The following is a 24,054-nucleotide window of genomic DNA, read 5'->3' on the forward strand; positions in this document are numbered from 1 at the left end:
AACCCGTTCCGTTTGTCCCGCAACCGGGCCCCGGCGATCGGGGTGTCCACCGTGAAGAACAACGTGTCGAACCCCGCCGCCGCAGCCCGCTCCACCAGGCTGTAACTGATCTCCCGCTGCCGCATCACATACAACTGGAACCAGTTCCGCCCGTGCGGGTTCGCCGCTTTCACATTCTCGATCGAGGTCGTGCCCAACGTGGACAGGGTGAACGGGATCCCCGCCGCCGCAGCAGCCCCCGCCCCGGCGGTCTCCCCCTCGGTCTGCATCAACCGGGTGAACCCGGTCGGCGCGATCCCGAACGGCAACGCCGACCGGCCACCCCAAATCTCACACGACGTATCCACCATCGACACATCCCGAAGGATCGAGGGATGGAACTCCACATCCTGAAACGCCTGCCGCGCCCGCGCCAACGACAACTCGCCCTCCGCCGCACCCTCGGTGTAATCGAACGCCGCCTTCGGCGTCCGCCGCTTCGCGATCCGCGCCAAATCCTCGATCGTCAACGCCGACGACAACCGCCGCTTCTTCAGATTCAGCTCCGGCGTCCGGAACTGCATCAACTCCAGCAACTCCGCCGGACGAGGGAACTGACGGGTCACCATGCGGTCATCCGGTGGTCGCGGAGCGACTCTGCCCGCATCTCCATGCCGTTGCCGGGGGTGAGCGGGGCCAGATAGCGTCCGCGTTCGAGGCGGACCGGTGCGACGAAGTGCTCGTGCAAGTGGGTCGTGTACTCGATCATGCGGCCCTCCTGGCTGCCCGAGAGCGCGACGAAGTCGAACATCGAGAAGTGCTGCACCGCCTCGCACAGGCCGACGCCGCCCGCGTGCGGGCACACCGGCACGCCGAACTTCGCGGCGAGCAGCAGGATGGCGATGTTCTCGTTCACGCCCGCGACCCGCGTCGCGTCGATCTGGACGATGGCGGTGGCGCCGGCCTGCAGCAGTTGCTTGAACAGCACCCGGTTCATCCCGTGCTCTCCGGTCGCGATCGGCACGGGCGCGACTGCGCGTGCGATGGCCGCGTGGGCCAGGATGTCGTCCGGACTCGTCGGCTCCTCCACCCACGCCAGGTCGAAGGGCTGGAGTGCGCGGATCCACTCGATCGCCTGGTCGCGATCCCAGCGCTGGTTGGCGTCGATGGCGATGCGGATGCCGGGGCCGACTTCGTCCCGAGCGATGGCGAGCCTGCGGAGGTCGTCCTCGAGCCGGTCTCCCACCTTCAGCTTGATCTGCGTGAAGCCGTCGTCGACGGCCTCCCGTGCGAGCCTGCGGAGCTTGTCGTCCGAGTACCCCAGCCAGCCGGGTGTCGTGGTGTAGCCGGGGTAGCCGGTCGCGAGCAGCTCCGCCTCCCGTTGCGCCCGTCCGGGCTGGGCTGTGCGCAGCAGGGCGAGCGCCTCCTCCGGTGTCAGGGCGTCGGAGAGGTAGCGGAAGTCGACGAGCGAGACCAACTCCTCCGGCGTCATGCGCGCGAGCAGCTGCCAGAGCGGCAGGCCTGCGCGCTTCGCCTTGAGATCCCATAGGGCGTTGACGACCGCGCCGATCGCCATGTGCATGACGCCCTTCTCGGGCCCCAGCCAGCGCAGCTGCGAGTCGTGCACCAACTCACGCCAGAGGCCTCCGAGGTCGTCCAGGGTGTCTTCGACATCCCGGCCGATCATGCGTCGGGCGACCGTGTCGATGGCGGCCACCTGGATGTCGTTGCCTCGACCGATCGTGAACACGAACGCGTGGCCCTCGTGCCCGTCGGCGGCGTCCGTCGTCAACCGCAGGTAGGCGGCGGAGTAGTCGGGGTCGGGGTTCATGGCGTCCGAGCCGTCCAGCATGGCGGATGTCTCGAAGCGCACATCGACGGTTTCGAACGCGGTGACGGTACTCACAGGGGTGGCCTCCTTCGGCTTTCCAATATCCTATTGGATATAGGGACAAGCGAGGCAACGACAAGGGTGCCGAAAGGCGCAGCGATCAGTCCGCCTTCTCCGAAAGGCTCGCCGAGATGCGGGCGTGCGACCGGTCGATGTGCTCGCGCATCGCCCGCTCGGCACCGTCGGGGTCGTGGGCGCTGAGCGCCCGCAGCACGGCACGGTGCTCCTCCGACGTCTCGTCGACGACCCCGTGACGGAAGTAGATCCGGTACTGGTGCGTGTGGGCGCGGAGCCGTCCGATCGCGTCACCGAGGAGCGCGTTGCCGGCATGCTCCGCGATGAGGCGGTGGAACTCCGCATCCTGCTCGGCGAACTCCTTGTAGTCCTCGAAGCGGTCGTCGCCGCTCTGCGTGGCGCGGCCGCTGCGTCGCATCCCGTCGCACAACTGCTCCAGCCGGCCGAGCGTGCCGTCGTCGAGCTCGGTCGCGGCGCGGTGCGCGGCGTACGGCTCCAGCAGCCGCCGCATCTCGAAGAGCTGCTCCAGTCCGGCGGCGTCGAGCAGGGGAGTCGCGGTGTACCCCTTCAGCGCCTTCTTGACGACGAGACCCTCCGATTCGAGTCGCGCGAGCGCCTCCCGCACCGGGGTGGGCGAGACGTTGAGCTGCCTGGCGATGCCGTCGATGCTGGCCCGGCTGCCCGGCTCGATGACCTGGTCCATCAGCAGGCCGAGCACCGCGTCGTAGACGTCATCGGCCAGCGCCCTGCGCGCGGGCAGGAAGTGCTCACCGGATGGGATGGTCATGGGCACATCCTAGGTCGGCCCTCCGCGGCTCATGCGACCCGGGCGGCGTCGACGGCCTCGAGGTCCCACTCGATGCCGAGCCCCGGAGCGGACGGCGCAATCGCTCGTCCGTCCTTCACGGTCAGCTCGGACTGCGTGATGGCGCGCAACTGCGGGATGTGCTCCAGGTACAGCGCATTCGGAACGGCGCAGCACAGGGAGACGTGCAGCTCCATGAGGAAATGCGGCGCGACGGACACGTTGAACGCCTCGGCCAGGTGGGCGACTTTCAACCACGGCGTGATGCCGCCGACCCTGGCGACGTCGACCTGCACGATCGACGCCGCCTCCGACTGCAGGTACTCGCGGAAGTGCCCGACCGAGTACATCGACTCGCCGACCGCGATCGGCACGCTGGTCGAGGCGGCCAGGCGCCGGTGACCGGAGATGTCGTCGGCCGGGAGCGGCTCCTCGAACCAGAAGATGTCGAGCTGCTCGAACAGCGCGGCCCGGCGGATCGCCTCGGCGGCGGTGAGCGACTGGTTGGCGTCGACCATGATGTCCATCGTGTCGCCGACGGCCGCACGGACGGCGGCGAGCCTCTCGTGGTCTTCGCGGGCCCGGGGTTTCCCGACCTTGATCTTGACACCGCTGAGTCCCCGGCGCTGCGACTCCAGCGCCTGCGTGACCAGCTCGTCGGTGGTGAAGTGCAGCCAGCCGCCCTCGGTGTCGTAGAGCGGAATGTCGGGCTGCGCGCCGCCCGCTGCGACCCATAGGGGCATCCCGGCCGACCGGCACCGAGCGTCCCACACCGCCGTGTCGACCGCCGCGAGGGCGAGGGAGGTGATCACCCCGACGGTCGTGGCGCGGGTGGCCGAGTGGAGCGTGCGCCAGATCTCCTCCGGGCGGTTGACGTCCATCCCGAGGACCACCTCCAGCAGTGTCTCGCGGAGGACGCTGAGGACGGCACGGCCGCCGGTGCCGATCGTGTAGCTGTAGCCGAGTCCGTCCACCCCGCCGGCGGTGCGCAGCCGGACGAAGATCGTTTCCTGTTTCAGGAACGACTGGACCGCGTCGGTGCGGACGGTCTCCACCGCCAGGTCGCTGAGCCAGGCTTCGGCGCTGACGATCGTTCCGTCGGTCATGGGACTCCGGTCTCTCTAAGGGCTGGAATGCTATTGCCTATAGGATATTGCAGTGACCATCGATGCGCATCTCCACCTCTGGGATCTCGAGCACGGCCACTATGCCTGGCTCGCACAGGCACCGGAGAAGATCAACCGCACGTTCGGCATCGGCGAGGTCGAGCCACAGTTGCGCGCGTCCGGCGTCGACCGCGCGGTGCTGGTGCAGGCCGCGAACACGGCCGAGGACACAGCGGCGATGCTCGCTGTCGCCGCAGACGCGCCGGTCGTCGCGGGCGTGGTCGGCTGGGCGGACCTGCTCGATCCCGACGGGCTCGCCGCGACGCTGGATGACTACGCGGCGTCGGGCCCGCTGGTCGGCTTGCGCCACCTGATCCACGACGAGCCGGATCCGGACTGGCTGGGGCAGCCGCAGGTGCGCGCGTCGCTCGCGCAGCTCGCCTCCCGCGATCTCACGTACGACGTGGTCGGCGTGCTCCCGCGCCACCTCGAGCATGCGATCGGACTGGCCGACGAGCTGCCCGGGTTCCGGCTGGTGATCGACCATCTCGGGACGCCGCCCGTCGGTGACGGCGCGCCCCGCGCGTCCCGCTGGAGCGACCTGATGACCGAACTCGCGGCGCGGCCGAACGTCTTTGTGAAGCTCTCCGGGCTGACCACGTTGGGTCCGGCGGCCCGGGCGTCGATCGACGAGCTGCGGCCGTTCAGCGACATGGCGCTGGAGACGTTCGGCCCCGGCCGCCTCCTGTTCGGCGGCGACTGGCCGGTGTCCACGCTCGCGTCGACCTACGCCGAGACCATGCGCAGCACCCTCGCGCTGCTCTCCGGCCTCGATGAGGATCAGCGACGCGAGGTGCTCGGCGGCACTGCCGAAAGGGCCTACCGCCTGCGCTGATCGTCAGGTGCGGGGCCGGAGCGAGTACATCCCGCCGTCGACCGGCAGGATGACGCCGTTGCTCGATCCGGAGGTCGGCGACGCGAGGTAGGCGACCGCCTCCGCGACCTCCTGCGGCCGGACCAGGCGCCCGCTGGGCTGCCTCGCCTCGAGGGCTGCACGCTCCGCGTCCGGGTCCGCCGCCGAGTCGAGCAGTCGTCCCACCCAGGGTGTGTCGGCGGTGCCAGGAGCCACCGCGTTGACCCGGATGCCGAGCGGCAAGCAGTCGGCGGCGATGGCCAGCGTCATCGCCGAGATGGCGCCCTTCGACGCGGCGTACAGCACACGCTGGGGCAGGCCCGCCCAGGCGACGATGGAGCTCGTGAGCACGACCGCAGGCGAAGGCGACTTGCGCAGGTGCGGCAGCGCGTGACGGACCGTGCGGGCCGAGCCGATGACGTTGACGTTCAGCACGCGCATCCACTCGTCGTCGTCGTTCGCCTCGATGTCGCCCTGCGCGCCGATGCCGGCGTTGGCGATCACGATGTCGAGGCGTCCGGCCTCCCCGACCACCCGGCCGATGGCGTCGCGGACGCTGGCGTCGTCGCCGATGTCGCAGAGCACTCCCGTGTGCGGCGCTTCCACCGCGTCGGGGTTGAGGTCGAGCGCGAAGACGCGGGCGCCGTGCGAGGCGAGTTCGTCCGCGATCGCCCGGCCGAGGCCGGAGGCGCCGCCGGTGACGGCGGCGACGAGTCCGTCGAAGTGGGACATGGGTTCTCCTTGCAGGTCGAGGGCAGGCTCAGGACGCGGGACGGACGACGGAGCGGTGCTCGCCCATTCCCTCGATGCCGAGTTCGACGATGTCGCCGGCTGCGAGGTAGGGGAAGCGGCCGGACAATCCGACACCCTCCGGGGTCCCGGTGTTGATGAGGTCTCCGGGCTCCAGCACCATGAAGCGGCTGAGGCGGTGCACGATCTCGGCGACGCCGAAGATGAGGTCGCTCGTGGACGACTCCTGCCGGCGCTCGCCGTTGACGCGGGAGCGGATGGACAGGCCGGATCCGTCGCCGACCTGCGCGGTCGGCACGAGCCACGGCCCGAGCGGGTTGAACGTCTCGAAGCTCTTGCCCTTGCTCCACTGCCCGAGCGACCGCTGGAGCTGGTACTCGCGCTCCGACACGTCGTTGGCCACGGCGAAGCCGGCGACATGCGCCAGCGCCTCCTCGGGCGAGTCGAGGTAGCGGGCGCGGGTTCCGATGACCGCGGCCAGCTCGACCTCCCAGTCGGTGGTCGTCGAGCCGGGCGGCAAGAGGATGTCGTCGTACGGGCCGACGACGGTGTTGGGGTGCTTGTAGAAGACCACGATGTCGCTGGGCGGCTCGGATCCGGACTCGCGCGCATGGGCGGCGTAGTTCATCCCGATGCAGATGACGGCTTGGGGCCGGGCGATCGGGGCGCCGATGCGGAGCCCGGTCGGGTCGAGCTCGGGCAGCTCGCCGGCGGCCGCTGCCGCCTCGGCCCGCGCGAGGCCGTCCGCGGCGAGGAAGGGGCCGTCGATGTCTGCCGTGAGCGGGCGGAGATCCCAGGTGGTGGTGCCGTCGCTGACGGCGGGAATCTCGACACCGGGTTCACCGAGGCGCAGGAAATGCATGGGGTTCCTTTCAGACGACGAGGGAGCGGATGGCGGTCGCGGCGGCGCCGCGCGCCCAATCCTCGAAGGTGTGGGGCCGGACGACGATACGGCAGCGGTCGGCTGATCCGAACACGTGCTCGGCGTAGGTGCGGCGAAGCGTCTCCTCGAACAGGTCGAAGTTGGCGACGCCCTCCCCGCCGATGATGACGAGTTCGGGGCCGACCATGTTCACCAGGCTGGCGATGGCGGCGCCGATGACGGCGCCCGCTTCACCGAACGCCTGGACGGCCGCGGTGTCGCCCGCGCGGGCCAGGTCGACCGCCTCCTCGAGGGAGACGGGGCTGTCGTGTGCGGCGGAGACGGCGGCGACGATCGCGCTGCTCGCGGCGACCGCCTCCACGCACCCGCGCCGCCCGCACGCGCAGATGCGGTCCCGCGACGTGAGGGGAAGGTGGCCGATCTCGCCGGCCACGCCGTAAGCACCCTCGACGACCTCGCCGTTCAGGTGCAGGCCGCTCCCGATTCCGCGGCCGATGGTGACGATCGCGAACGAACTGGTGCCGAGTCCCACCCCGAACCAGTGCTCGCCGATGGTGAGGGCGCTGACATCGTTCACGACCACGATGCTCGGGCTGAGGCGCTCACGCAGGGACGCGCCGAGGTCGACGCCCCGCCAGCCCATCTGGGCTGAGTCTCTGACCACACCGGTCTCGCTGTCGACGTCGCCCGACACGGCGACGCCGATGCACGCCAGTCGGGACTTCAGGCCGCCGAGCCCCTCATGGAGGCGTCCATACAGCTCCACGATGGCGTCGGCGACCGCGACCGGATCGTGCGAGGTGAGCGGCAGCCGGTCGGAGCTGATGATGCGGGTGGTGAGGTCGGTCGCGACGCCGACCAGTTCGTCGACGTTGACCTTCACACCCAGGGCGACGACGGCGTCCGGCACGACCGCGACCGGATTCACGGGCCGGCCGGGGAGACCGGTCGGCGTCGCCTCGAGGGAGTCGTTGACGAGGCCCGCGGCGACGAGCGGGGTGACCGCCTTGGTCACGGCGGCCTGCGACAACCCGGTGAGCCGGGAGACGTCGATGCGGCTGATCGGACTGCGGGTGAGGATGGTGGTGAAGACGCGGGTTGCCGCATCCGACGACGATCCGAGCAGCGCGGTCCGCGTCTGCGTCTCGTCGTTCATGGGTTCTCCGTGCATCACCTGAAGGATGCCTCACATTCGCCCCCGCCGGGGATATCGAGGTCGATCTGGGTGGTCCCGTAGCGCACCCGGACCTCGCGCGGCGCTGGGCGCACGTTGTGCAGCACCGCCGACTCGAGGCGTCCGCCGGACCAGACGAGGTCGACGGTCAGGCCGCCGCGCGCGCCGAGACCCCTCACGTGGCCGTCGGGCCACGCCGTGGGGAGCGCGGGCAGCAGCTGGACGATCCCCGCGTGGCTCTGCAGCAGCAGTTCTGCGATCGCCGCCGGGAACCCGAGGTTGCCGTCGATCTGGAACGGGGGATGCGTGCTGAAGAGGTTCGGAAGGAGACCGCCCCACTCGGAGCCGTCGACCGGTCCGTGGCGGCGCGCGTCGCCGTCGTAGGGCGTGAGCGCCTGATCCAGCAGGTCGTGCGCCGCGTCGCCGTCGCCCAGGCGGGCGCGGAGCGCGATCTTCCACGCCCACGACCATCCCATCGCTCCGGGCCCGCGGGCATCGAGGAACCGCCGCGCAGCCTCGGTGAGGGCCGGCGTGTCCTGCGGAGTGATGAGGTCCAGGGGGTAGAGACCGACCAGCGCCGACAGGTGGCGGTGGGCGGGCTCGTGCTCCGTGACCTCCTCGGACCATTCGAGCAGTCGTCCGTCGCCGCCGATGCCGGGTTCGGGCAGGGCGGCGAGCGCCGCCTCGATCTCGGGGCGCAGCGGGTCTTCCGCGCCGAGCACGTCGAGCGCTCGGAGCGTGCGCTGGAAGAGGGATTGGATCAGCTCGCGATCCATCGTCGCCGTGAGGCCGAGCGCGCGGGGCGTCCCGTCTGCATCGACATAGGAGTTCTCCGGGGAGGTGGAGGGAGCGAGGAAGGCGACGCCGTCCTCGCCCACCTGCAGCCAGTCGAGGCAGAACTCCGCGGCCCCGCGCAGCAGCGGCCAGATCCGCTCGCGCAGCAGCTCATCGTCGGCGGCGAACTCGTAGTGGTCCCAGAGCGAGTGGGTGAGCCAGACGCCACCCATCATCCAGATCGCCCAGCTCGGCGCTCCGTGTCCCATCCCGACGGGCAGGCTCCAGCCCCACAGGTCGCTGTTGTGGTGCGCGACCCAGCCGCGGCAGCCGTAGAGCTCGCGGGCGACGTCGCGGCCGGTAGCGGCGAGGCGCTCGACGAGCGCGATCAGGGGCTCGGCGTTCTCGGTCACCCCCAGCGGGCCGGCCGCCCAGTAGTTCATCTGGGTGTTGATGTTGATCGTGTAGTTCGAGGACCACGCGGGACGCAGCTCGCCGTTCCAGATTCCCTGCAGGTTCGCGGCGGGGCCGCCGGCCCGCGACGACGACGTGAGGAGGTACCGGCCCCACTCGGCGGCGATGGTCGCCTTCAGGCCGTCGTCACTCCCGCGAAGGATATCGGACTCCACATCCCACCGTCCCTCGCGCCTGCCGCCGATCGCGAACCGCGCCGCCCTCGGATGACGCGGTTCGTCATCCGAGAGTGGTTCCGAGGCCCCGGCGAGAGCGCCGAGGACGCGGGACCTGGCGCGGTCCCGGATCGTCTCCGTGGAGACGGTCCGCCACTCGTCGTCCGCGCCGGCCCACCACGACTCAGCGCGGGTCGACGACGAGAGGGCGATCAGCAGGCGACGGGCATGACGGACGGTGAGACCCGAATCTCCCGTGTCCGTCGTGCCGTCACTTCGCACCGCGAGGATCGCGGCGGCGAAGCCGTCATACGTTCCGTCGTCCGGCTCTGCGTAGCGCAGCGGCGGGACGACGGACTGTTCGTGAAGCGGTGCGCCGTCGATGGGGACGGCGATGTCCAGCGACAGCGTCCCGTCGGCCACGGTGCGCGTGAGCTCGCGGAGCGGTGTGCTCAGGGCGATGCGGACCTCCGGGATCGGCGCATCCGCGATGAGCTCGATGAGCAGGGTCCTGTCCACGACGCGGGATGTCCTGTGAACCCGGACAGCACCGATTTGCAGCGACTCCTCGACGACGTCGCGGTCGAGGTCCAGCACACGCGCAGGAGAGCCCTCCTGGACCGTAGCCTCTGGCAGCTCCACGGACACGTCCACGAACGGGAGGAATTCCTGGCTGTAGCGTCCCTCGAAGGTCATCAGCAGATCCTCCGCCCGGTCGAGGTCGCCGCGTGCGAGCGCTGCTCGGACCTCGCGGAGCCGGTCCGGCCCCGCGCCCTCGGCGACCACGCGCCGGAGTTCCTCGGCGGGTGTGCTGGGTGTGCCCGACCAGACCGTGGAGTCGTTCACCTGATAGCGACCGGTCGCACCGCCGAAGACCATCGCACCGAGGTGCCCGTCGCCGATCGGGATGGCTTCTTCCCAGTGCGTGGCAGGCTCGCGCCAGGCGAGTCGAAGGGTCTCTTCGTCGCCGGAAAGCGGCATGGCCGGTGTGTCGGAGATCATCATCGGTCTTCCTTGTCGGGGTTGCAGTTGACACATTAGGCATGGTTAATTGACACTGTCAAATAACCGACATCCTCTAGGAGCCCCTTCATGCTCGACGGCTATGGCGCCGTTCTGGCCCTGCGTGCCGCAGGCACCTCCCTCGTCCTCGACACGGCGGGACGTGTGCCGCGCGTCCTGCACTGGGGGTCCGACGTCGGGGTGCTCGATGACGCGTCGGCGGAGGCCCTTCGCGAGACGGCCGGCCCGGCCGTCCTCAACAACTCGCCGGACATCCCGCGCGCGTTCAGCCTGTGGCCCACCGAGTACGAGGGATGGGCGGGCACGCCCGCGCAGGAGGGTCACGCGGCCGGAACGGCCACCACGCCGCGTCCGCGGACCGAGGCCGTGCGCTATCGCGACGAGGGCGAACAGGGCGGTGCCATCGAGATCGAGCTCGCCGACGAGATGACCGGCCTGCGGTCGACCATGACGCTAGTCCTCGATCGCTTCGGGGTGCTGTCCGTCGACGTGGCCGTGATCCGCGACGGCGCGCTGGCGCGCGACGGTGCGGAGACGCCCTACACGCTCGACGCCCTGCGCGTTCTGCTGCCGGTGCCGGAGCGGGCCGTCGACGTGCTCGACTTCACCGGCAAGTGGTGCCGGGAACGGGCGCCGCAGCGCGGCCCGCTGTTCTTCGGCAGCCACGTGCGACGCGCCCACCGCGGCAAGCCGGGCCACGACGCGCCGTTCCTGGTCGTGGCCGGAACCCAGGACCTCGGCTTCACCCGGGGAGAGGCGTGGGCGACCCATCTGGCCTGGAGCGGAGACGGAGAATACGTCGTCGAGCGCTTCACCGAGGGCGCCGGGGCGTTCTCGGCCACGCTCGGTGTCGGCGAGGGGCTGCGCCCGGGCGAGATCGCCCTCCGGGACGGCGACCGGTACGTCGCACCGACCGCGCTCTTCGTGTGGTCCGGCGCCGGGCTGGATGGGATCGCCGACCGGCTGCACCGTCGCCTGCGTGCGCGCCCGTCGCATCCCCGTTCTCCGCGCCCGCTCACGCTCAACTCGTGGGAGGCGGTGTACTTCGATCACGACCTCGACCGCCTCACCGCGCTGGTGGAGCGCGCGGCGCGGGTCGGGGTCGAACGGTTCGTACTCGACGATGGATGGTTCCACGACCGTCGTGACGCGAACGCCGGCCTCGGCGACTGGGTCGTCGACCGCACGGTCTGGCCCGACGGCCTCACGCCGCTGGTCGACCGCGTCCGGGAGAACGGGATGCAGTTCGGCATCTGGTTCGAGCCGGAGATGGTCAACCTGGACTCGGACCTGGCGCGCGCGCATCCCGAGTGGGTGCTCGGACCGCGCGAGCTCGGGGCGCCGGCGCGCGATCAGTACGTGCTCGACCTCACCCGCCCCGACGCTTACGAGCACGTCCTCGGCCAGATCAGCGCGATCGTCGACGAGTACGCCGTCGACTACATCAAGTGGGATCACAACCGCGACCTGTCCGAGGCGGTCAGCGGCTACGCGGGCATCGACCGCCCCGCGGTGCACGAGCAGACGCTCGCCCTGTACCGGATGCTGGACACGCTCCGCGCTCGGCACCCGCACCTCGAGATCGAGACCTGCTCGGGCGGTGGCGGACGCGTCGACCTCGGGATCCTGCAGCGCACCGATCGTGTCTGGGCCTCCGATTGCAACGACCCGGTCGAACGCCTGCAGATCGAGCGCTGGACGCGGATGCTGGTCCCGCCGGAGCTCATCGGCTCGCACTTGGGCGCGGCCCGCTCGCACACCACCTCCCGGCGAACGGATCTGTCCTTCCGGCTGGTCGTCGCGCTCACCGCGCACGCCGGCATCGAGTGGGACCTGCAGGAGGCGGACGACGACGAGCTGGAGGCGATCGCCCGCTGGAGCGCGGTCTACCGCGAACTGCGTGACCTCATCCACTCCGGCCGGGTGGTCAACGCCGACCTGGCCGATGACGCCACCGCACTGACCGGCATTGTGGCCCAGGACGGCGGCCGCGCGCTCTACACCTGGGCGCGCCTGGCAACCTCGGCGCCGGGGCAGTCCGGGCGGGTCCGGTTCCCGGGGCTCGACGCGGACGCCCGGTACACGGTCCGCATCCGGCACGAGTTCGGGGAGGCCAGCCGGCACCAGAGCGCGGATCCCTCCTGGATCGCCGCCGCCCACGCCCCACAGGGTGTGACGCTGCCCGGCTCCGTTCTCGCCGTGGCCGGTGTGCCCATGCCCACCCTCAATCCGCAGCAGGGGATGCTGTTCGACCTGATCCGCCACTGACCCGGGCGACGCGTTCGCTCCCCACCCACAGACGGCCCACCGCATCACCGCTCGACGCGCCGACGCGCCGGGCTCTTCAGAGAGGAAGAACGCATGACCCGCATGACACCACGCGCGCGTCGCGGCCTGCAGGCCGCGACCGTGATGGTCGCGGCGCTGGGACTGATGGCGGGTGCTGCGCTGCCCGCCACAGCGACACCCGCGACCACGCCCGAGCCGACCTCCACGCCGAGCGCCACGCCAAGCGCCACTCCGACGCCGACCGAGACGCCGACGACGAGCGCCACGCCGAAGCCGAGCACCACGCCGAAGCCGAGCACCACGCCGAAGCCGACGGCCGCGCCGAAGGCGACCGCCACATCCAAGACGGCCGACGTCCCCAGGCCCATCCCACCCGCGGCCTCCACCGCCGACCCGTGGGCCCAGAAGCCGTACCTGGGCTGGAGCAGCTACAGCATGCAGGTCTACTCGGGCAACTCCAAGTGGATCACCGCCGACCAGATCATCGCCCAATCCGACGCGATGAAGGCCAAGCTGGGCAAGGCCGGCTACGACCGCATCAACGTCGACGCCGGCTGGAACGACGGGGTCGACGCCAACGGCCGGCCCACTCCGAGCGCGACCCTCTACCCGCAGGGGCTGAAGAAGGTCATCGACCACGTGCACGCCAACGGCCAGAAGTTCGGCGTCTACCTGATCCCCGGCATCTCGCTGGAGCTGGCTGACAAGGCGTACCCGATCGCGAACGCGCCGGGATGCACCACGCACGACATCCTGAAGCAGCCGCTCCAGCAGGCCGACTACTGGAAGATCGGCTACCGAATCGACTTCTCGAACCCGTGTTCGCAGAAGTACATCGACTCCATCGTCGACGAGTTGGCGGCCTGGGGCGTGAACTTCGTCAAGTTCGACAGCGTCACCCCCGGTTCGGGCATCAGCGACGGCTCGGTGGATGCGCGCGACGACGTCGCCGCGTGGTCGAAGGCGCTGAAGGCGCACAACATCTGGTTCGAGCTGTCCTGGGCGCTCGACATCAACTACGCCGACTACTGGAAGCAGTACGCGAACGGCTGGCGCGTGGACTGGGACGTCGAGTGCTACTGCAGCGGCGAGGCCCTCACCCAGTGGGACAACATCAACCGGCTCTTCCCGCGAGCGGCCGACTGGTGGCGGCACGCAGGTCCAGGAGGCTGGAACGACTTCGACTCCCTCGATGTCGGCAACGGCAAGATGGACGGCCTCACCCCGGATGAGCGGCGCACGGCCACCACGCTGTGGGCGATCTCGGCCGTGCCGATGTACACCGGCAACGACCTGACGAACCTTGACAAGCTGGGCGTCGACCTGCTCACCAACCCCGAGGTCGTCGCCGTCGATCAGGCCGGCGTGCCCGCCCGTCCCGTCGCCACGACCTCGAAGCAGCAGGTCTGGTACGCCCTGAACGCCGACGGCAGCTACACCGTCGCGCTGTTCAACCTCGGCCGCGCCGAGTCGGATGTGACCGCGAAGTGGTCCGACATCGGACTCACCGGCCCGGCGACGGTCCGCGACCTGTGGGCCCGCAAGGACCTGGGCCGCGCCGCCACCGGCTTCACCGCCTCCGACGTACCGATCCACGGCGTCCGGCTGCTGAAGGTGACGCCGGGCAAGGGCGCGACCGCGACGGTCAACGACGACGCACTCGGGATGAAGTACGGCGGCACGTGGACCCGCAACGGCGGGGCCGAGGTCGCCGCGACCTCGCAGCCGCTCACGGTGAACGTGACGGACACGGGCACGCCCGCGCCATCCACCTCCACCGGGCCGACGCGCACCACGAGCGTCAACGACTCCGACCCGGGGATCGTCTACTCCGGCCAGTGGGGCTACAGCAACGGCCGCAACTTCGGGGACTACCAGGATGACGTGCACTACGCCGAACATCCCGGCAGCGACTCGTTCTCGTACACGTTCACCGGCACCGGTGTCTCGTACGTGACCGAGCTCGACTCCTCGGAGGGCGACGCGGACGTGTACATCGACGGGCAGCTGGTGAAGACGATCAGCGCTCACATCCCGACCGCTTCGCACACCGCGCAGCAGACGGTCTTCACGACGAACGCCCTCACCAACGGGCAGCACACGCTGCGCGTGGTGATGAAGTCCGGCCAGTTCATGCTGATCGACCGGCTGGATGTGATCCAGCCGAACCTGATCGACCCGTCCTCGGTGTCCTTCGACACCAAGGCGCCGGCCCCGGCGACCTTCTCGGTCCTCCGCGACCCCGACGAGTTCACCGGGATCACAGCGAACGGGAAAGCGCTCGCGAAGGGCACCGACTACACCGTGTCCGGGTCCACCGTCACGCTGAGCACGAAGTACCTCGAGACGCTCCCCGTCGGCGCCACCACGGTGAATGTCGGCTTCCGGGGCGATTACCTGGACGACATCCACTCGACGAAGGATGCCGGCGCTTCGGTGTCGTACGCCTTCACCGGGACAGGTGTCGACTGGGTCGGTCCGAGCGGTCCCGACCAGGGGGTCGTCGACGTGTACATCGACGGCAAGCTCGTGAAGCGCGTCGACACGCACAGCGATACCCGTCGCACGCAGCAGACGCTGTTCAGCACTTCGGGGCTGCGCAACGGCAAGCACACCTTCATGGCCGTGAAGGAGTCGGGCGACGTGATGCGCACGGACGCCGTCCGCTACACCGTCCGCTGATCCACCGGGTGGGCCGGGCACAGTGCCCGGCCCACCCCTTGCTCTGGAGCACCGCAATGAAGATCACGCACGTGGACGCATTTCGCGTCCCCGTCCCGCCCGCCGACCCGCCCTTCCGCTGGCGGACGGGGCTGAGCGGCAGCCCGGCGAGCGGGGACGGCGCCGTCCTCCGCATCGGCACCGACACCGGTGCAGAGGGTGTCGCGTTCCTGTCGCGCCCGGGCGCGTGGGCGATGCTCTCGTACCTCACCGAGAGTGTCTTCCGGCCGGAGCTGATCGGAGCGGATCCGCTGCAGCGGGAGTGGCTGTGGCACCGGGTGTGGGAGCTCGACCGCATTCACGAGCTGCCCCTCTTCGTCCTCGGGCTGGTCGACACCGCCCTCTGGGACCTCGCCGCGCGCCTGCACGACCTCCCGGTCTGGCGGCTGCTCGGAGGCTTCCGCACGGAGATCCCCGCGTACGCGTCGACGAGCACGTTTGCCGACATCGCCGAGTTCCTCGACGTGGCCGACCAAGCCCTCGCACTCGGTTACCGGGGCGTGAAGCTGCACGCCTGGGGTGACGCCCGCCGGGATGCCGAGCTGTCCCTCGCGCTGCGCGAGCACGTAGGCGACGGGATCCCCCTCATGTACGACGGATCCGCCGGGTTCGATCTGCCCGACGCGCTCTACCTCGGCGACGCACTCGCAGACGCCGGGTACCTCTGGTACGAGGAGCCGATGCGCGAGTTCAGCGTGACCGCGTACGCGCAGCTGGCCCGGTCCGTTCGCATCCCCCTGCTGGTGGGCGAGACCTCCGACGGCGCTCACATGAACTCCGCCGACTTCATCCGTGCAGGCGCCGCGACGTTCGGTGTCCGCACGAGCTCGAACCTGCGCGGCGGCATCACCGGCGCCATGCGCACCGCGCACCTCGCCGACGCCTTCCTGCTCCGGGCCGAGGTGCACGGCTCCGACATCCCGACGCATCATCTCTGCATGGCGATCTCGAACACGACCTATTACGAGTCGCTCGTCACCTCGAATCCGGTTCGCCGTGAGCCGGCGGTCGACGACGACGGGATGCTGCGCGCCCCGACCGCTCCCGGCATCGCCCTCCCCGCAGGGCTCGACCACCCGGCCGGCCTGGAACGGTTCGCCGCATGAGCCGTCCCGAGTTCCCGGCCCTGCTCGGTCGCGAGCCGCTGCCGACGCCCGACGACTACGACGAGTTCTGGGCGGAGGCGCTGGATGGCGCCCGCCGGCACCCGCTCGACCTCCGCCGTGAGCCGGTCGACACTGGCCTTTCCGCCATCGACGTGTTCGACGTCTCGTTCGCCGGTCACGACGGCCGGCGGGTGCGCGGCTGGCTGCGGCTGCCGCATCACCGCACGGGCCCTGTGCCGGCCGTGGTGCACGCGAACGGTTACGGCGCAGGCCGCCTCTCGCCGATCGACGACCTCACCTGGCCGGCGGCCGGGTTCGCGCAGCTGCTCCTCGACACCCACCGGCAGGGCGGTGGCAGCACCGGGCACCTCCTGGAGGGCATCGAGGACCCCCGCACCTCGTATTACCGGGGCGTCTTCGTGGATGCCGCGCGTGCGGTCGACGCCCTGCGCTCGCTCGCCGAAGTGGACGGGTCGCGCGTCGCGGCGATCGGAAACAGCCAGGGCGGCGGTATCGCCCTCGGCGTCGGCGCACTGGTGCCGGACCTCGTCGCCGTGCTCGCCCAGGCGCCGTTCCTCACCGACGCGCCGGACGGCATCCGGCTGGCGGCTCAGGGACCGTGGCTCGAGGTGCGCGAGTACCTCAGCGAACATCCCGATCGCGCCGAGGTCGTCGCCCGCACGCTCTCGTACGTGGACGGGGTGACCTCCGCCCGGCACGCCGTCGCGCCCGGCTGGATCAGCGACGGACTCGACGACGACATCTGCCCGCCGGAGACGGCGCGCGCGGCGGCCGACGCCTACGCGGCCTCCGTCACCTTCAGAGAGTGGCCCGGGGCCGGGCATGAGGCCGGCGGAACGGCCGACCGCCAGGGTGCTCTGGCCGTCCTTCGCGAACGGTTCGGGATCGGCACGGCCGGCGGAACCGGGAGCGACGCATGACGCGGCGGCTGCGTTGGGAGGGACCCCCCAGCCGGTGGATCGACGGGTGCCCCATCGGCAACGGCCGGCTCGGTGCGATGATCCTCGGCGGGACGGACGGCTTCCACCTGCAGGTCAACGACGGCACCGTGTGGTCGGGAGCGCCCGATGCGTGGCGCGCCGAGCTCGATGCGCTGGTGCGCGGCGGAGCGGGCCCGGAGGCGCTCGAAGAGGTGCGGAAGGCCGTCCGGGAGGATCGCCTGCAGGACGCCGAGCGCAAGCTGATGGCGTTCGAAGGCACCTACAGCCAGGAGTTTCTGCCGTACGTCGACCTGCGGGCGCGGTTCAGCGCGGCGGGCGCATCCCTCGCCTTCGAGCAGCGCACACTCGACCTGGAGGACGCCGTCTACGCCGACCGCATCCGCAACGATCTTGTGTCCGTCGTGCGCCGATCCTGGGCGAGCCGGCCTGACGATGCGATCCACGTCGAGCTCACCACGGAGCGCGGGCGATTCGACGTCTCGCTCCAGCTGACCACGCGACTGCGGCAGCGGTCGCTGCAGATCGCCCCCGGCATCCTGAAGGTCGGCGTCGAGGTCCCCGTGGACGGCGCGCCGCTCCACGAGACGGATGTCGACGCCTTCCGCTGGGCGGGTGACCCGGTTCGTCCCGGCCACCCCGCGGACGGCGTCATGGACGGCTGGGAGAACCTGGCGGCGGCGGTGGCGGCGATCACCAGCGACGGCGAGCAGACGGTCGTCGGTGAGGTCCTGGAGATCCGCGACGCCTCGACCGTGCGGATCGCGCTCGCCTCCTCGACGGCCGCGGAGGACTGGTTCCGCGATCGCAGCTACGCCCCCGGACTCGACCGGCACCTGACCCGAGCGACCGCGAGAGCGCGCGACGCCCTCCGGACGCCGGCCGACCAGGCCCTGCTCCGGCACATCGCCGACGTGCGCCCCCTCCTCACCGCCGCCTCCTTCCGGCTGGCCGGGACACCGGACGAGGTGGTCGTCGACCGTCTGCCGGCCGACGACGACCAGGCCTCCATCGCCCCTGCGCTCTTCCAGTACGGCCGCTACCTGCTCGTCTCCTCGTCCAGAGCGGGCGGGCCGGCGGTGAACCTGCAAGGGCTGTGGAACGACGACATCCGGCCGCCGTGGTCGTCGAACTACACGACGAACATCAACGTCCCCATGCACTACTGGGCCGCCGAGACGACCGGACTGGCGGACACCGTCGAGCCGTTGGTGCACCTGCTCGAGATCATGGCCGAGACCGGCGCCGTCACCGCGGACGCCCTCTACGGCGCTCGAGGATGGGTCGGCCACCACAACACGGACCTCTGGGGCTGGCCGCTGCCCGTCGGCCGCGGTCAGGCCGACCCCGCGTGGGCCATCTGGATGACCGGCGGCACCTGGCTGACGACGCACCTGATGGAGCACTTCCGCTTCACTCTCGATCGGGCGTGGCTGGAGGAGCGTGCGTGGCCCATCCTCCACGGGGCGGCAGCCTTCGCTCTGGACTGGCTGGTCGATGAGGGCGGACGGTGGCTCGTGACGAACCCGTCCACCTCTCCGGAGAACCACTTCGTGCACGGCGACGGCGACGGCGTCGCGGCGATCGACCGGGCGACGGCGATCGACCGCGCGCTGATCTCGCAGATCCTCGGCGATCTCGTCGAGGCCGCGGCCGTGCTGGGACGCGACGACGATGAGCTGGTCGTCCGCGCCCGTGCTGCCTCGCCGCGGATCGAACCGGACGCCATCGGCGCCGACGGCCGCATCCGCGAGTGGCACGTCGGTCGCGACGATCCGAACCCCGCGCACGGCCATTTCTCGGCGCTGGTGAGCCTGTACCCGCTCGGCCGTATCGATGCCGACCGCGACCCCGAGCTCGCGGAAGCCGCCGCCGCTTTCGTCTCCGGAAGGTCGCATCCCGCTGAGGGCTGGCCCTGGACCTGGTCGATCGCGCTTCGCGCCCGGCTGCGCGATGGAGCCGCGGCCGAGGCGGTGCTGCGCAGTACGTTCCTGCCCCCAGAGGGCGACCCGGAGCTGCGCGGTGCGGCGCGGTGGGCATGGGGCGGACTCGTCCCGACATTCCTGCGGGCTCACTGGCCGTTCCAGGTCGATGTGAGCCTCGGCGTCCCCGCTGCGATCGCCGAACTGCTGCTGCAGAGCCACGCCGGCGAGGTCGTGCTGCTACCGGCGCTTCCCCCGAGCTGGTCCGCGGGCTCTGCGGCCGGGCTCCGGGCGCGCGGCGGCGTCGCCGTCGAGCTGACGTGGGAGCACGGATCACTGGCGCGCGCGACCCTAACGCGGCTCGCGGGCACCGGCGAGGTCGTCATCCGACACGGGGATGCGCGCTTGGTGCTGACCCTCGAGCCCGGCGAGGAGGTGACGCTGGATGCCGACTCCTTCCTCCGCGCCGCGGGCTGACCGCGACAGTCGTCTCCCGCTCCCCCTCGGCCCGATCGGGTACGGCGCCGCGGCGCTCGGCAACCTCTACGGTGCCCGCCCGGACGACGTCTGGCGCGGCATCGTGCCCGCGGCGTGGGACGCGGGAATCCGCTACTTCGACACCGCGCCGCACTACGGCCTCGGACTCTCCGAGAGGCGCCTAGGGGAGTCGCTGCGCGGCCTTCCCCGCGACCACTACGTGCTCTCGACGAAGGTCGGCCGCCTCATCGAGCCGAACCCGGACTACCGCCCGGGAGACACCGACGTCGCGAACCTGTTCAACGTTCCCGCCACCGAGCGCCGACGCGTCGACTACTCCCGCGACGGCGTCCTGCGTTCGGTCGAGGACTCACTCGCGCGGCTGGGCGTGGACAGCATCGACCTCCTGCTGGTCCACGACCCGGACGAGCACGAGCGGGAGGCCCTCGACGCCGCCTTCCCGGCGCTCGACGAGCTGCGGTCGCAGGGTGTCATCCGTGCATACGGAGCAGGGATGAACCAGTCGGCGATGCTGACCCGCTTCGTCCGCGAGACGGACCTCGACGTGGTGATGTGCGCCGGTCGTTACACGCTGCTCGACCGCTCGGCCGCCGGAGACCTGCTCCCTGCGGCACAGGAGCGCGGCGTTCAGGTCGTGGTCGCCGCCGTGTTCAACTCGGGCCTTCTTGCGACAGAGCGGCCACTCGCTCACGCGCGCTTCGACTACGGGGAGCCGCCCGCCCACCTCGTCGCGCGGACGAACCGCATCGCCGACATAGCGGCCCCGTACGGTGTGACCGTCCCGCAGCTGGCCGCGCAGTTCCCCCTCCGCCACCCGGCCGTCTCGACCGTGGTGCTCGGCGCCGACACACCCGACCAGGTCTCGGCCAACGCCCGATTGAGGGACGCGCCGATTCCAGAAGAGTTGTGGGCGGAACTCGGAGAAGGCCCCGTATGACCGGTTGGAGGGACAATGTCCGGATGCCCCTCCTCGTCCTCCTCAATGGTGGCCCTGCTTCCGGGAAGAGCACTCTCGCGCACCTCTGGGCTCGCGAACGCCCCCTGGCCCTGTCGCTGGACGTGGATGTCCTCAGGGCGATGATCGCCGACTGGGAATCCCACCCCGTCGATGCGGGCCTTCGCGCGCGTGAACTCGCGCTCACGATGATCGCGGACCATCTGGCGCACGGGAGTGACGTCATCGTCCCGCAGTTCCTTGTCAACGCCACGTTCATCGATCAGCTCGAGGATGCGGCGGTGAAATCGGGTGCACGGTTCGTCGAGGTGGTGTTGCGAATTGGTTCGGCGTCACCGAGGGTTCGTCGACCGTCGCCAGCACATCCTTCGAGTCACGCCCGTCGATGGCGATCTCGACACATCCCTCGAGCGCCTCAGGAGAGCGATCGACGGTCGATGACTCTGTAGCCAGGGTTGCCGCACGCTGTCTACCGTGTGACCCATGAGCTCCCGGGACACCGACTACAGCGATCTGCGCGCACTGTTCATCAACACGACGCTGACCCGGTCGCCGGGCCGCAGCCACACGCAGTCGCTGATCGACGCCAGTGCGTCGATCATGGTCGAGAACGGGGTGGAGGTCGATCAGTTCCGCTCCGTCGACCACCCGATCGCTTCCGGCGTCTACCCCGACATGCGCGAGCACGGCTGGGAGGTGGATGCGTGGCCCGAGCTCTTTCCCCGAGTGCTCGCCGCGGACATCCTCGTGATCGCCGGCCCTATCTGGCTCGGCGACAACAGCAGCGAGACCAAGAAGGTGATCGAGCGGCTGTATGCGCACTCGAGCGAGTTGAACGAGAAGGGCCAATGGCTCTACTACGGCCGGACGGGCGGCTGCCTGATCACCGGCAATGAGGACGGCATCAAGCATTGCGCGTCCAACATCCTGTACAGCCTGCAGCACATCGGCTACGCGGTGCCGCCGCAGGCGGACGCCGGATGGATCGGCGAGGCCGGCCCCGGCCCGAGCTACGGCGACGACCTCGGCGACGGCGGTCGCGTGGGCTTCGACAACGACTTCACCAACAGGAACACGACCTTCCTCACCTGGAACCTCCTCCACCTCGCTCGTCTGCTGAAGGACGCGGGCGGCTTCCCCGCCTACGGCAACCAGCGCCGGGAGTGGGACGCCGGAACGCGCTTCGACTTCCCCAATCCCGAATACCGGTCCTGAGCAGCGGAGCGACGACGAAGGGCGCAGGGTCGATGACCCTGCGCCCTTCCTTCCGCGTGCTGCTCAGCCCTGACGGGCCTTCATCCGCGGGTTCTTCTTGTTGATGATGAACGTGCGGCCCCGGCGGCGCACTACCTGAGCGCCGGGCATCGCCTTGAGCGAGCTCAATGAGTTGCGTACCTTCATGACGGACCTCCCTTGTTGAAACCTATTCTCAATAACAACGGAGGACCGTGATTTATTCACCCGCGGCTACAACACCGGGCCGCACGAGTCGCCCACAATTGCGAGCACGTCCGGCGGCGGGAGGGACCAGCCGTGCTCTGCTTGGCGCTACCGTGGGGCCGCCTGAAACCCGGTGCTCCCGCTCTTACCTCACGGCTCGACCGGACGTGTCGCAAGCTCAGACCACTTCCGTGGTCGGTTTGTGACAACGATTAAGGCACATCCCACGGGCCGGAGCTGCGGGGTGGACGAGTTGCGCGTGAAGTGCTCGAATGAAGGATGACCTACGCCGTCGTATCCGTTCATACACCGCTGCCGGAACACCCCGCGGCGGTGCTCGACTCGATGCAGCGCTACGGCCACGTAGCCCGATCCCAGCCGGGCCTGGTGTGGACGGGTGTCGTGGATGACGACAGCGGACGGTTCGTGGGGATCGCGGTGTGGGAATCGGCTGATGCGGCGGCTGCAGCCCGAGGGGCGCTGATGGACGAGGTCGGCAACGACCCCTTCACGACGTGGGACGAGCGACCCATCGACAGTCTGCGTGGGCTGGTGCGCTGACCCGGCCGGTCGTGGTCAGTCGCGCTCCACCAGGAGGTGACGATCGAGCGCCACGGCGATCGCGTCCTCCCGGTTGGTAACCCCGAGCTTGCGGTAGATGCTGCGCAGCTGCGTCTTCACGGTGTTGGACGAGACGACCAACGCCGAGGCGATCTCGGCGATGGATCCGGTCTCCAGCAGTCGAGCGAGCACCGCGAGTTCGCGGCTGCTGAGCAGCAGATCCGGCCCCCGTGACGTGAGAAGCGCGCGGAGCGGCGCGGACTCCACCAGGTCGGAGTAACCGGCGTGGCGAAGCGCATCCGTGACCCTGGTGAAGTCGCTGCTCGGAAGCAGGGTGACAGCCAAGCGCTGCTCGGTGCGCTCGAGCAGCGCACCCAGGTGGTCGACGACCCCGCGGCTGCGGGCAGTGGGAGGAAACCGGGTCAGGATGGCCGCCTCGAGCGCCGCGGCCTCGGCCGCAGCCCGGGGCGTCAGGTGCTGCGCTGTCGCCAGCTTGAGCTGGTTCAGGGCCGATCCTGTCCGCTCCAGTGAGAGGTCCACCCGCGCCTGCTCGATGTGCCGAAGGGGACCGGGAGGGGCGTCCCGCTCGACGATCGCCGCCGCCGCATCCGGGTTTCCGAGCGCCAGCTGCAGGAGTGAACGGGTTCGGGCGAGGCGGCCGCGCGCCGTCGCGGACCGGCCCTCCGCGCCTCGCAACGACACGTAGGCCTCCAGACCGGCGAGGGCCTTCCCCGGCTGCCCTTCCACCAGGCCGACGGCGGCCTCCACCTCGGCCTCGGCGATCCAATGCTCGATCGTCTTGCGGTCGTGGACCAGGGCGTCCAGGTGCGCCCGCGCTGCCGCTGCATCGAAGGCTTCCAGGGCGAGCACGGCCTCCGCCAGCCGGTAGAAGGTTCCGGTGTACATGCTGCGCTGTCGATCGTTCCAGGGGCCGATCCGCGCATACTCGACAGCGGCGCGGGCCTCGGGAAGCTCGCCCTGGAACGCATGGATGCCGGCGGTCATCGCCAGGTTGCCGAACCCTGACGAGGGCGGTGTGGTGGGCGTCTCAGCCAGCCCCTTGGCGAAGGTCTCCAGGGCGCGATCCGTGTCGCCGCTGTAGTAGAGGGAGATGCCGACCTGCGCGTACATCCTGGGCAGATCCCGGACCCCGGAGCGCTCCTCATCGCTGAGGCGATCCAGCGCTTCGACCGCGGCCTGAGCCGCTTTCGCTGCCATCCCCAGCCGTCCCAGCAGGCGATAGGCCGCTGCCTCTGCGGACCGGATCAGGGCGCGGTCGACAGGGTTCAACGTCAGGTTGCGCGGGGCACGCGCGGCGCGGACGGCGATCACGAAGTACCGCAGGGCCCGGACGCGGTGATACCCCATCGTGTTGTAGATCAGCCCGAGCATCATCGCCAACAGCGGCTGCGATCGCAGCGCGGGGACGGGAGCCCGCTCCAGGAGGACCCGTGTCGCCTCGCCGTGCTCACTGACCAACGGGAACCACCCCGACCGGACGGCTGCCGAGGCCGCCTCCCAGTCGGTCCGATCGACCGCTGCCTTCAGCGCGTCGAGGGAGTCCCGTCCCGAGGAGGTGTGCTCCGATGCAATTCCACGATTCGCGTTCTCGCTCACTTGCCCTCCGCATCCCATTGTGCTGGACGGCCGGTCGGAATGTT

20 protein-coding genes are annotated in these 24,054 nt (G+C 70.2%); 10 read left to right on the top strand and 10 right to left on the bottom strand.

The window, feature by feature from the left end; genetic code table 11:
• The 4 genes from AB4Z18_RS00005 to AB4Z18_RS00020 form a co-directional block, all read right to left on the bottom strand.
• A partial coding sequence (locus AB4Z18_RS00005; RefSeq protein ID WP_441780645.1) for an alpha-hydroxy acid oxidase occupies positions 1–608 on the bottom strand: 608 nt, incomplete at its 3' end.
• Positions 602–1,885 carry an enolase C-terminal domain-like protein gene (locus AB4Z18_RS00010; protein ID WP_441780646.1) on the bottom strand — a complete coding sequence of 428 codons (1,284 nt, stop codon included), beginning with the start codon at positions 1,883–1,885 and terminating at the stop codon, positions 602–604. The genes AB4Z18_RS00010 and AB4Z18_RS00005, both read right to left, overlap by 7 nt.
• A gap of 85 nt (positions 1,886–1,970) precedes the next feature.
• The gene (locus AB4Z18_RS00015) at positions 1,971–2,672 is read right to left on the bottom strand and encodes a GntR family transcriptional regulator (protein ID WP_441780647.1); all 702 of its coding nucleotides are present in this window, start codon (positions 2,670–2,672) and stop codon (positions 1,971–1,973) included.
• Between the two features lie 29 nt (positions 2,673–2,701).
• Positions 2,702–3,796 (bottom strand): mandelate racemase/muconate lactonizing enzyme family protein, encoded by a 1,095-nt coding sequence (locus AB4Z18_RS00020; RefSeq protein ID WP_441780648.1) that lies wholly within the window; start codon positions 3,794–3,796, stop codon positions 2,702–2,704.
• 52 nt (positions 3,797–3,848) lie between these two features.
• Here AB4Z18_RS00020 and AB4Z18_RS00025 point away from each other — a divergent pair, with 52 nt between their 5' ends.
• Positions 3,849–4,691, top strand: a complete 843-nt coding sequence (locus tag AB4Z18_RS00025; protein ID WP_441780649.1) for an amidohydrolase family protein — start codon at positions 3,849–3,851, stop codon at positions 4,689–4,691.
• Positions 4,692–4,694: 3 nt separating this feature from the next.
• On the opposite strand, the gene AB4Z18_RS00030 is transcribed toward AB4Z18_RS00025, so the two are convergent.
• Genes AB4Z18_RS00030 through AB4Z18_RS00045 form a run of 4 tightly spaced genes read right to left on the bottom strand, consistent with a single transcriptional unit; the run spans position 4,695 to position 9,924 of the window.
• Positions 4,695–5,441 (bottom strand): SDR family NAD(P)-dependent oxidoreductase, encoded by a 747-nt coding sequence (locus AB4Z18_RS00030; protein ID WP_441780650.1) that lies wholly within the window; start codon positions 5,439–5,441, stop codon positions 4,695–4,697.
• Between the two features lie 28 nt (positions 5,442–5,469).
• A complete protein-coding gene (locus tag AB4Z18_RS00035; protein ID WP_441780651.1) occupies positions 5,470–6,321 on the bottom strand; it encodes a fumarylacetoacetate hydrolase family protein in 852 nt (283 codons plus the stop codon).
• Positions 6,322–6,331: 10 nt separating this feature from the next.
• Positions 6,332–7,498 (bottom strand): ROK family protein, encoded by a 1,167-nt coding sequence (locus AB4Z18_RS00040; RefSeq protein ID WP_441780652.1) that lies wholly within the window; start codon positions 7,496–7,498, stop codon positions 6,332–6,334.
• A gap of 14 nt (positions 7,499–7,512) precedes the next feature.
• Entirely contained in the window at positions 7,513–9,924 is a 2,412-nt protein-coding gene (locus AB4Z18_RS00045) for a glycosyl hydrolase family 95 catalytic domain-containing protein (RefSeq protein ID WP_441780653.1), read from the bottom strand.
• Between the two features lie 87 nt (positions 9,925–10,011).
• Between AB4Z18_RS00045 and AB4Z18_RS00050 the strand changes: the two genes are divergently transcribed.
• The 8 genes from AB4Z18_RS00050 (at position 10,012) to AB4Z18_RS00085 (ending at position 21,607) form a co-directional block, all read left to right on the top strand.
• Entirely contained in the window at positions 10,012–12,210 is a 2,199-nt protein-coding gene (locus tag AB4Z18_RS00050; RefSeq protein WP_441780654.1) for an alpha-galactosidase, read from the top strand.
• A 93-nt stretch (positions 12,211–12,303) separates the two neighbouring features.
• Positions 12,304–14,913 carry a X2-like carbohydrate binding domain-containing protein gene (locus AB4Z18_RS00055; protein WP_441780655.1) on the top strand — a complete coding sequence of 870 codons (2,610 nt, stop codon included), beginning with the start codon at positions 12,304–12,306 and terminating at the stop codon, positions 14,911–14,913.
• A gap of 71 nt (positions 14,914–14,984) precedes the next feature.
• On the top strand, positions 14,985–16,058 hold the full coding sequence (locus tag AB4Z18_RS00060; protein ID WP_441780656.1) for an enolase C-terminal domain-like protein: 1,074 nt from the start codon (positions 14,985–14,987) through the stop codon (positions 16,056–16,058).
• Positions 16,055–16,999, top strand: a complete 945-nt coding sequence (locus AB4Z18_RS00065) for an acetylxylan esterase (protein WP_441780657.1) — start codon at positions 16,055–16,057, stop codon at positions 16,997–16,999. The genes AB4Z18_RS00060 and AB4Z18_RS00065 overlap by 4 nt, the downstream gene beginning before the upstream one ends.
• Positions 16,996–19,416, top strand: coding sequence for a glycosyl hydrolase family 95 catalytic domain-containing protein (locus AB4Z18_RS00070; RefSeq protein WP_441780658.1), 2,421 nt, complete (start codon positions 16,996–16,998; stop codon positions 19,414–19,416). Before AB4Z18_RS00065 ends, AB4Z18_RS00070 begins: the two co-directional genes overlap by 4 nt.
• Entirely contained in the window at positions 19,385–20,374 is a 990-nt protein-coding gene (locus AB4Z18_RS00075) for an aldo/keto reductase (protein ID WP_441780659.1), read from the top strand. Before AB4Z18_RS00070 ends, AB4Z18_RS00075 begins: the two co-directional genes overlap by 32 nt.
• A gap of 23 nt (positions 20,375–20,397) precedes the next feature.
• Positions 20,398–20,841: an AAA family ATPase gene (locus AB4Z18_RS00080; RefSeq protein ID WP_441780660.1), complete on the top strand. Its 444-nt coding sequence runs from the start codon at positions 20,398–20,400 to the stop codon at positions 20,839–20,841.
• A gap of 34 nt (positions 20,842–20,875) precedes the next feature.
• Positions 20,876–21,607, top strand: coding sequence for a flavodoxin family protein (locus tag AB4Z18_RS00085; protein WP_441780661.1), 732 nt, complete (start codon positions 20,876–20,878; stop codon positions 21,605–21,607).
• 63 nt (positions 21,608–21,670) lie between these two features.
• On the opposite strand, the gene ykgO is transcribed toward AB4Z18_RS00085, so the two are convergent.
• The gene (gene ykgO / locus AB4Z18_RS00090) at positions 21,671–21,793 is read right to left on the bottom strand and encodes a type B 50S ribosomal protein L36 (protein WP_089907341.1); all 123 of its coding nucleotides are present in this window, start codon (positions 21,791–21,793) and stop codon (positions 21,671–21,673) included.
• A 318-nt stretch (positions 21,794–22,111) separates the two neighbouring features.
• Here ykgO and AB4Z18_RS00095 point away from each other — a divergent pair, with 318 nt between their 5' ends.
• A complete protein-coding gene (locus tag AB4Z18_RS00095) occupies positions 22,112–22,393 on the top strand; it encodes an antibiotic biosynthesis monooxygenase (protein ID WP_441780662.1) in 282 nt (93 codons plus the stop codon).
• 15 nt (positions 22,394–22,408) lie between these two features.
• Here the strand turns inward: AB4Z18_RS00095 and AB4Z18_RS00100 are convergent, their stop codons facing one another.
• The gene (locus AB4Z18_RS00100; RefSeq protein ID WP_441780663.1) at positions 22,409–24,010 is read right to left on the bottom strand and encodes a response regulator transcription factor; all 1,602 of its coding nucleotides are present in this window, start codon (positions 24,008–24,010) and stop codon (positions 22,409–22,411) included.
• Positions 24,011–24,054 lie beyond the last annotated feature (44 nt).

The sequence above is a fragment of the Leifsonia sp. 2TAF2 genome (assembly GCF_052115085.1).
In the GTDB taxonomy this organism is placed as follows: domain Bacteria; phylum Actinomycetota; class Actinomycetes; order Actinomycetales; family Microbacteriaceae; genus Leifsonia.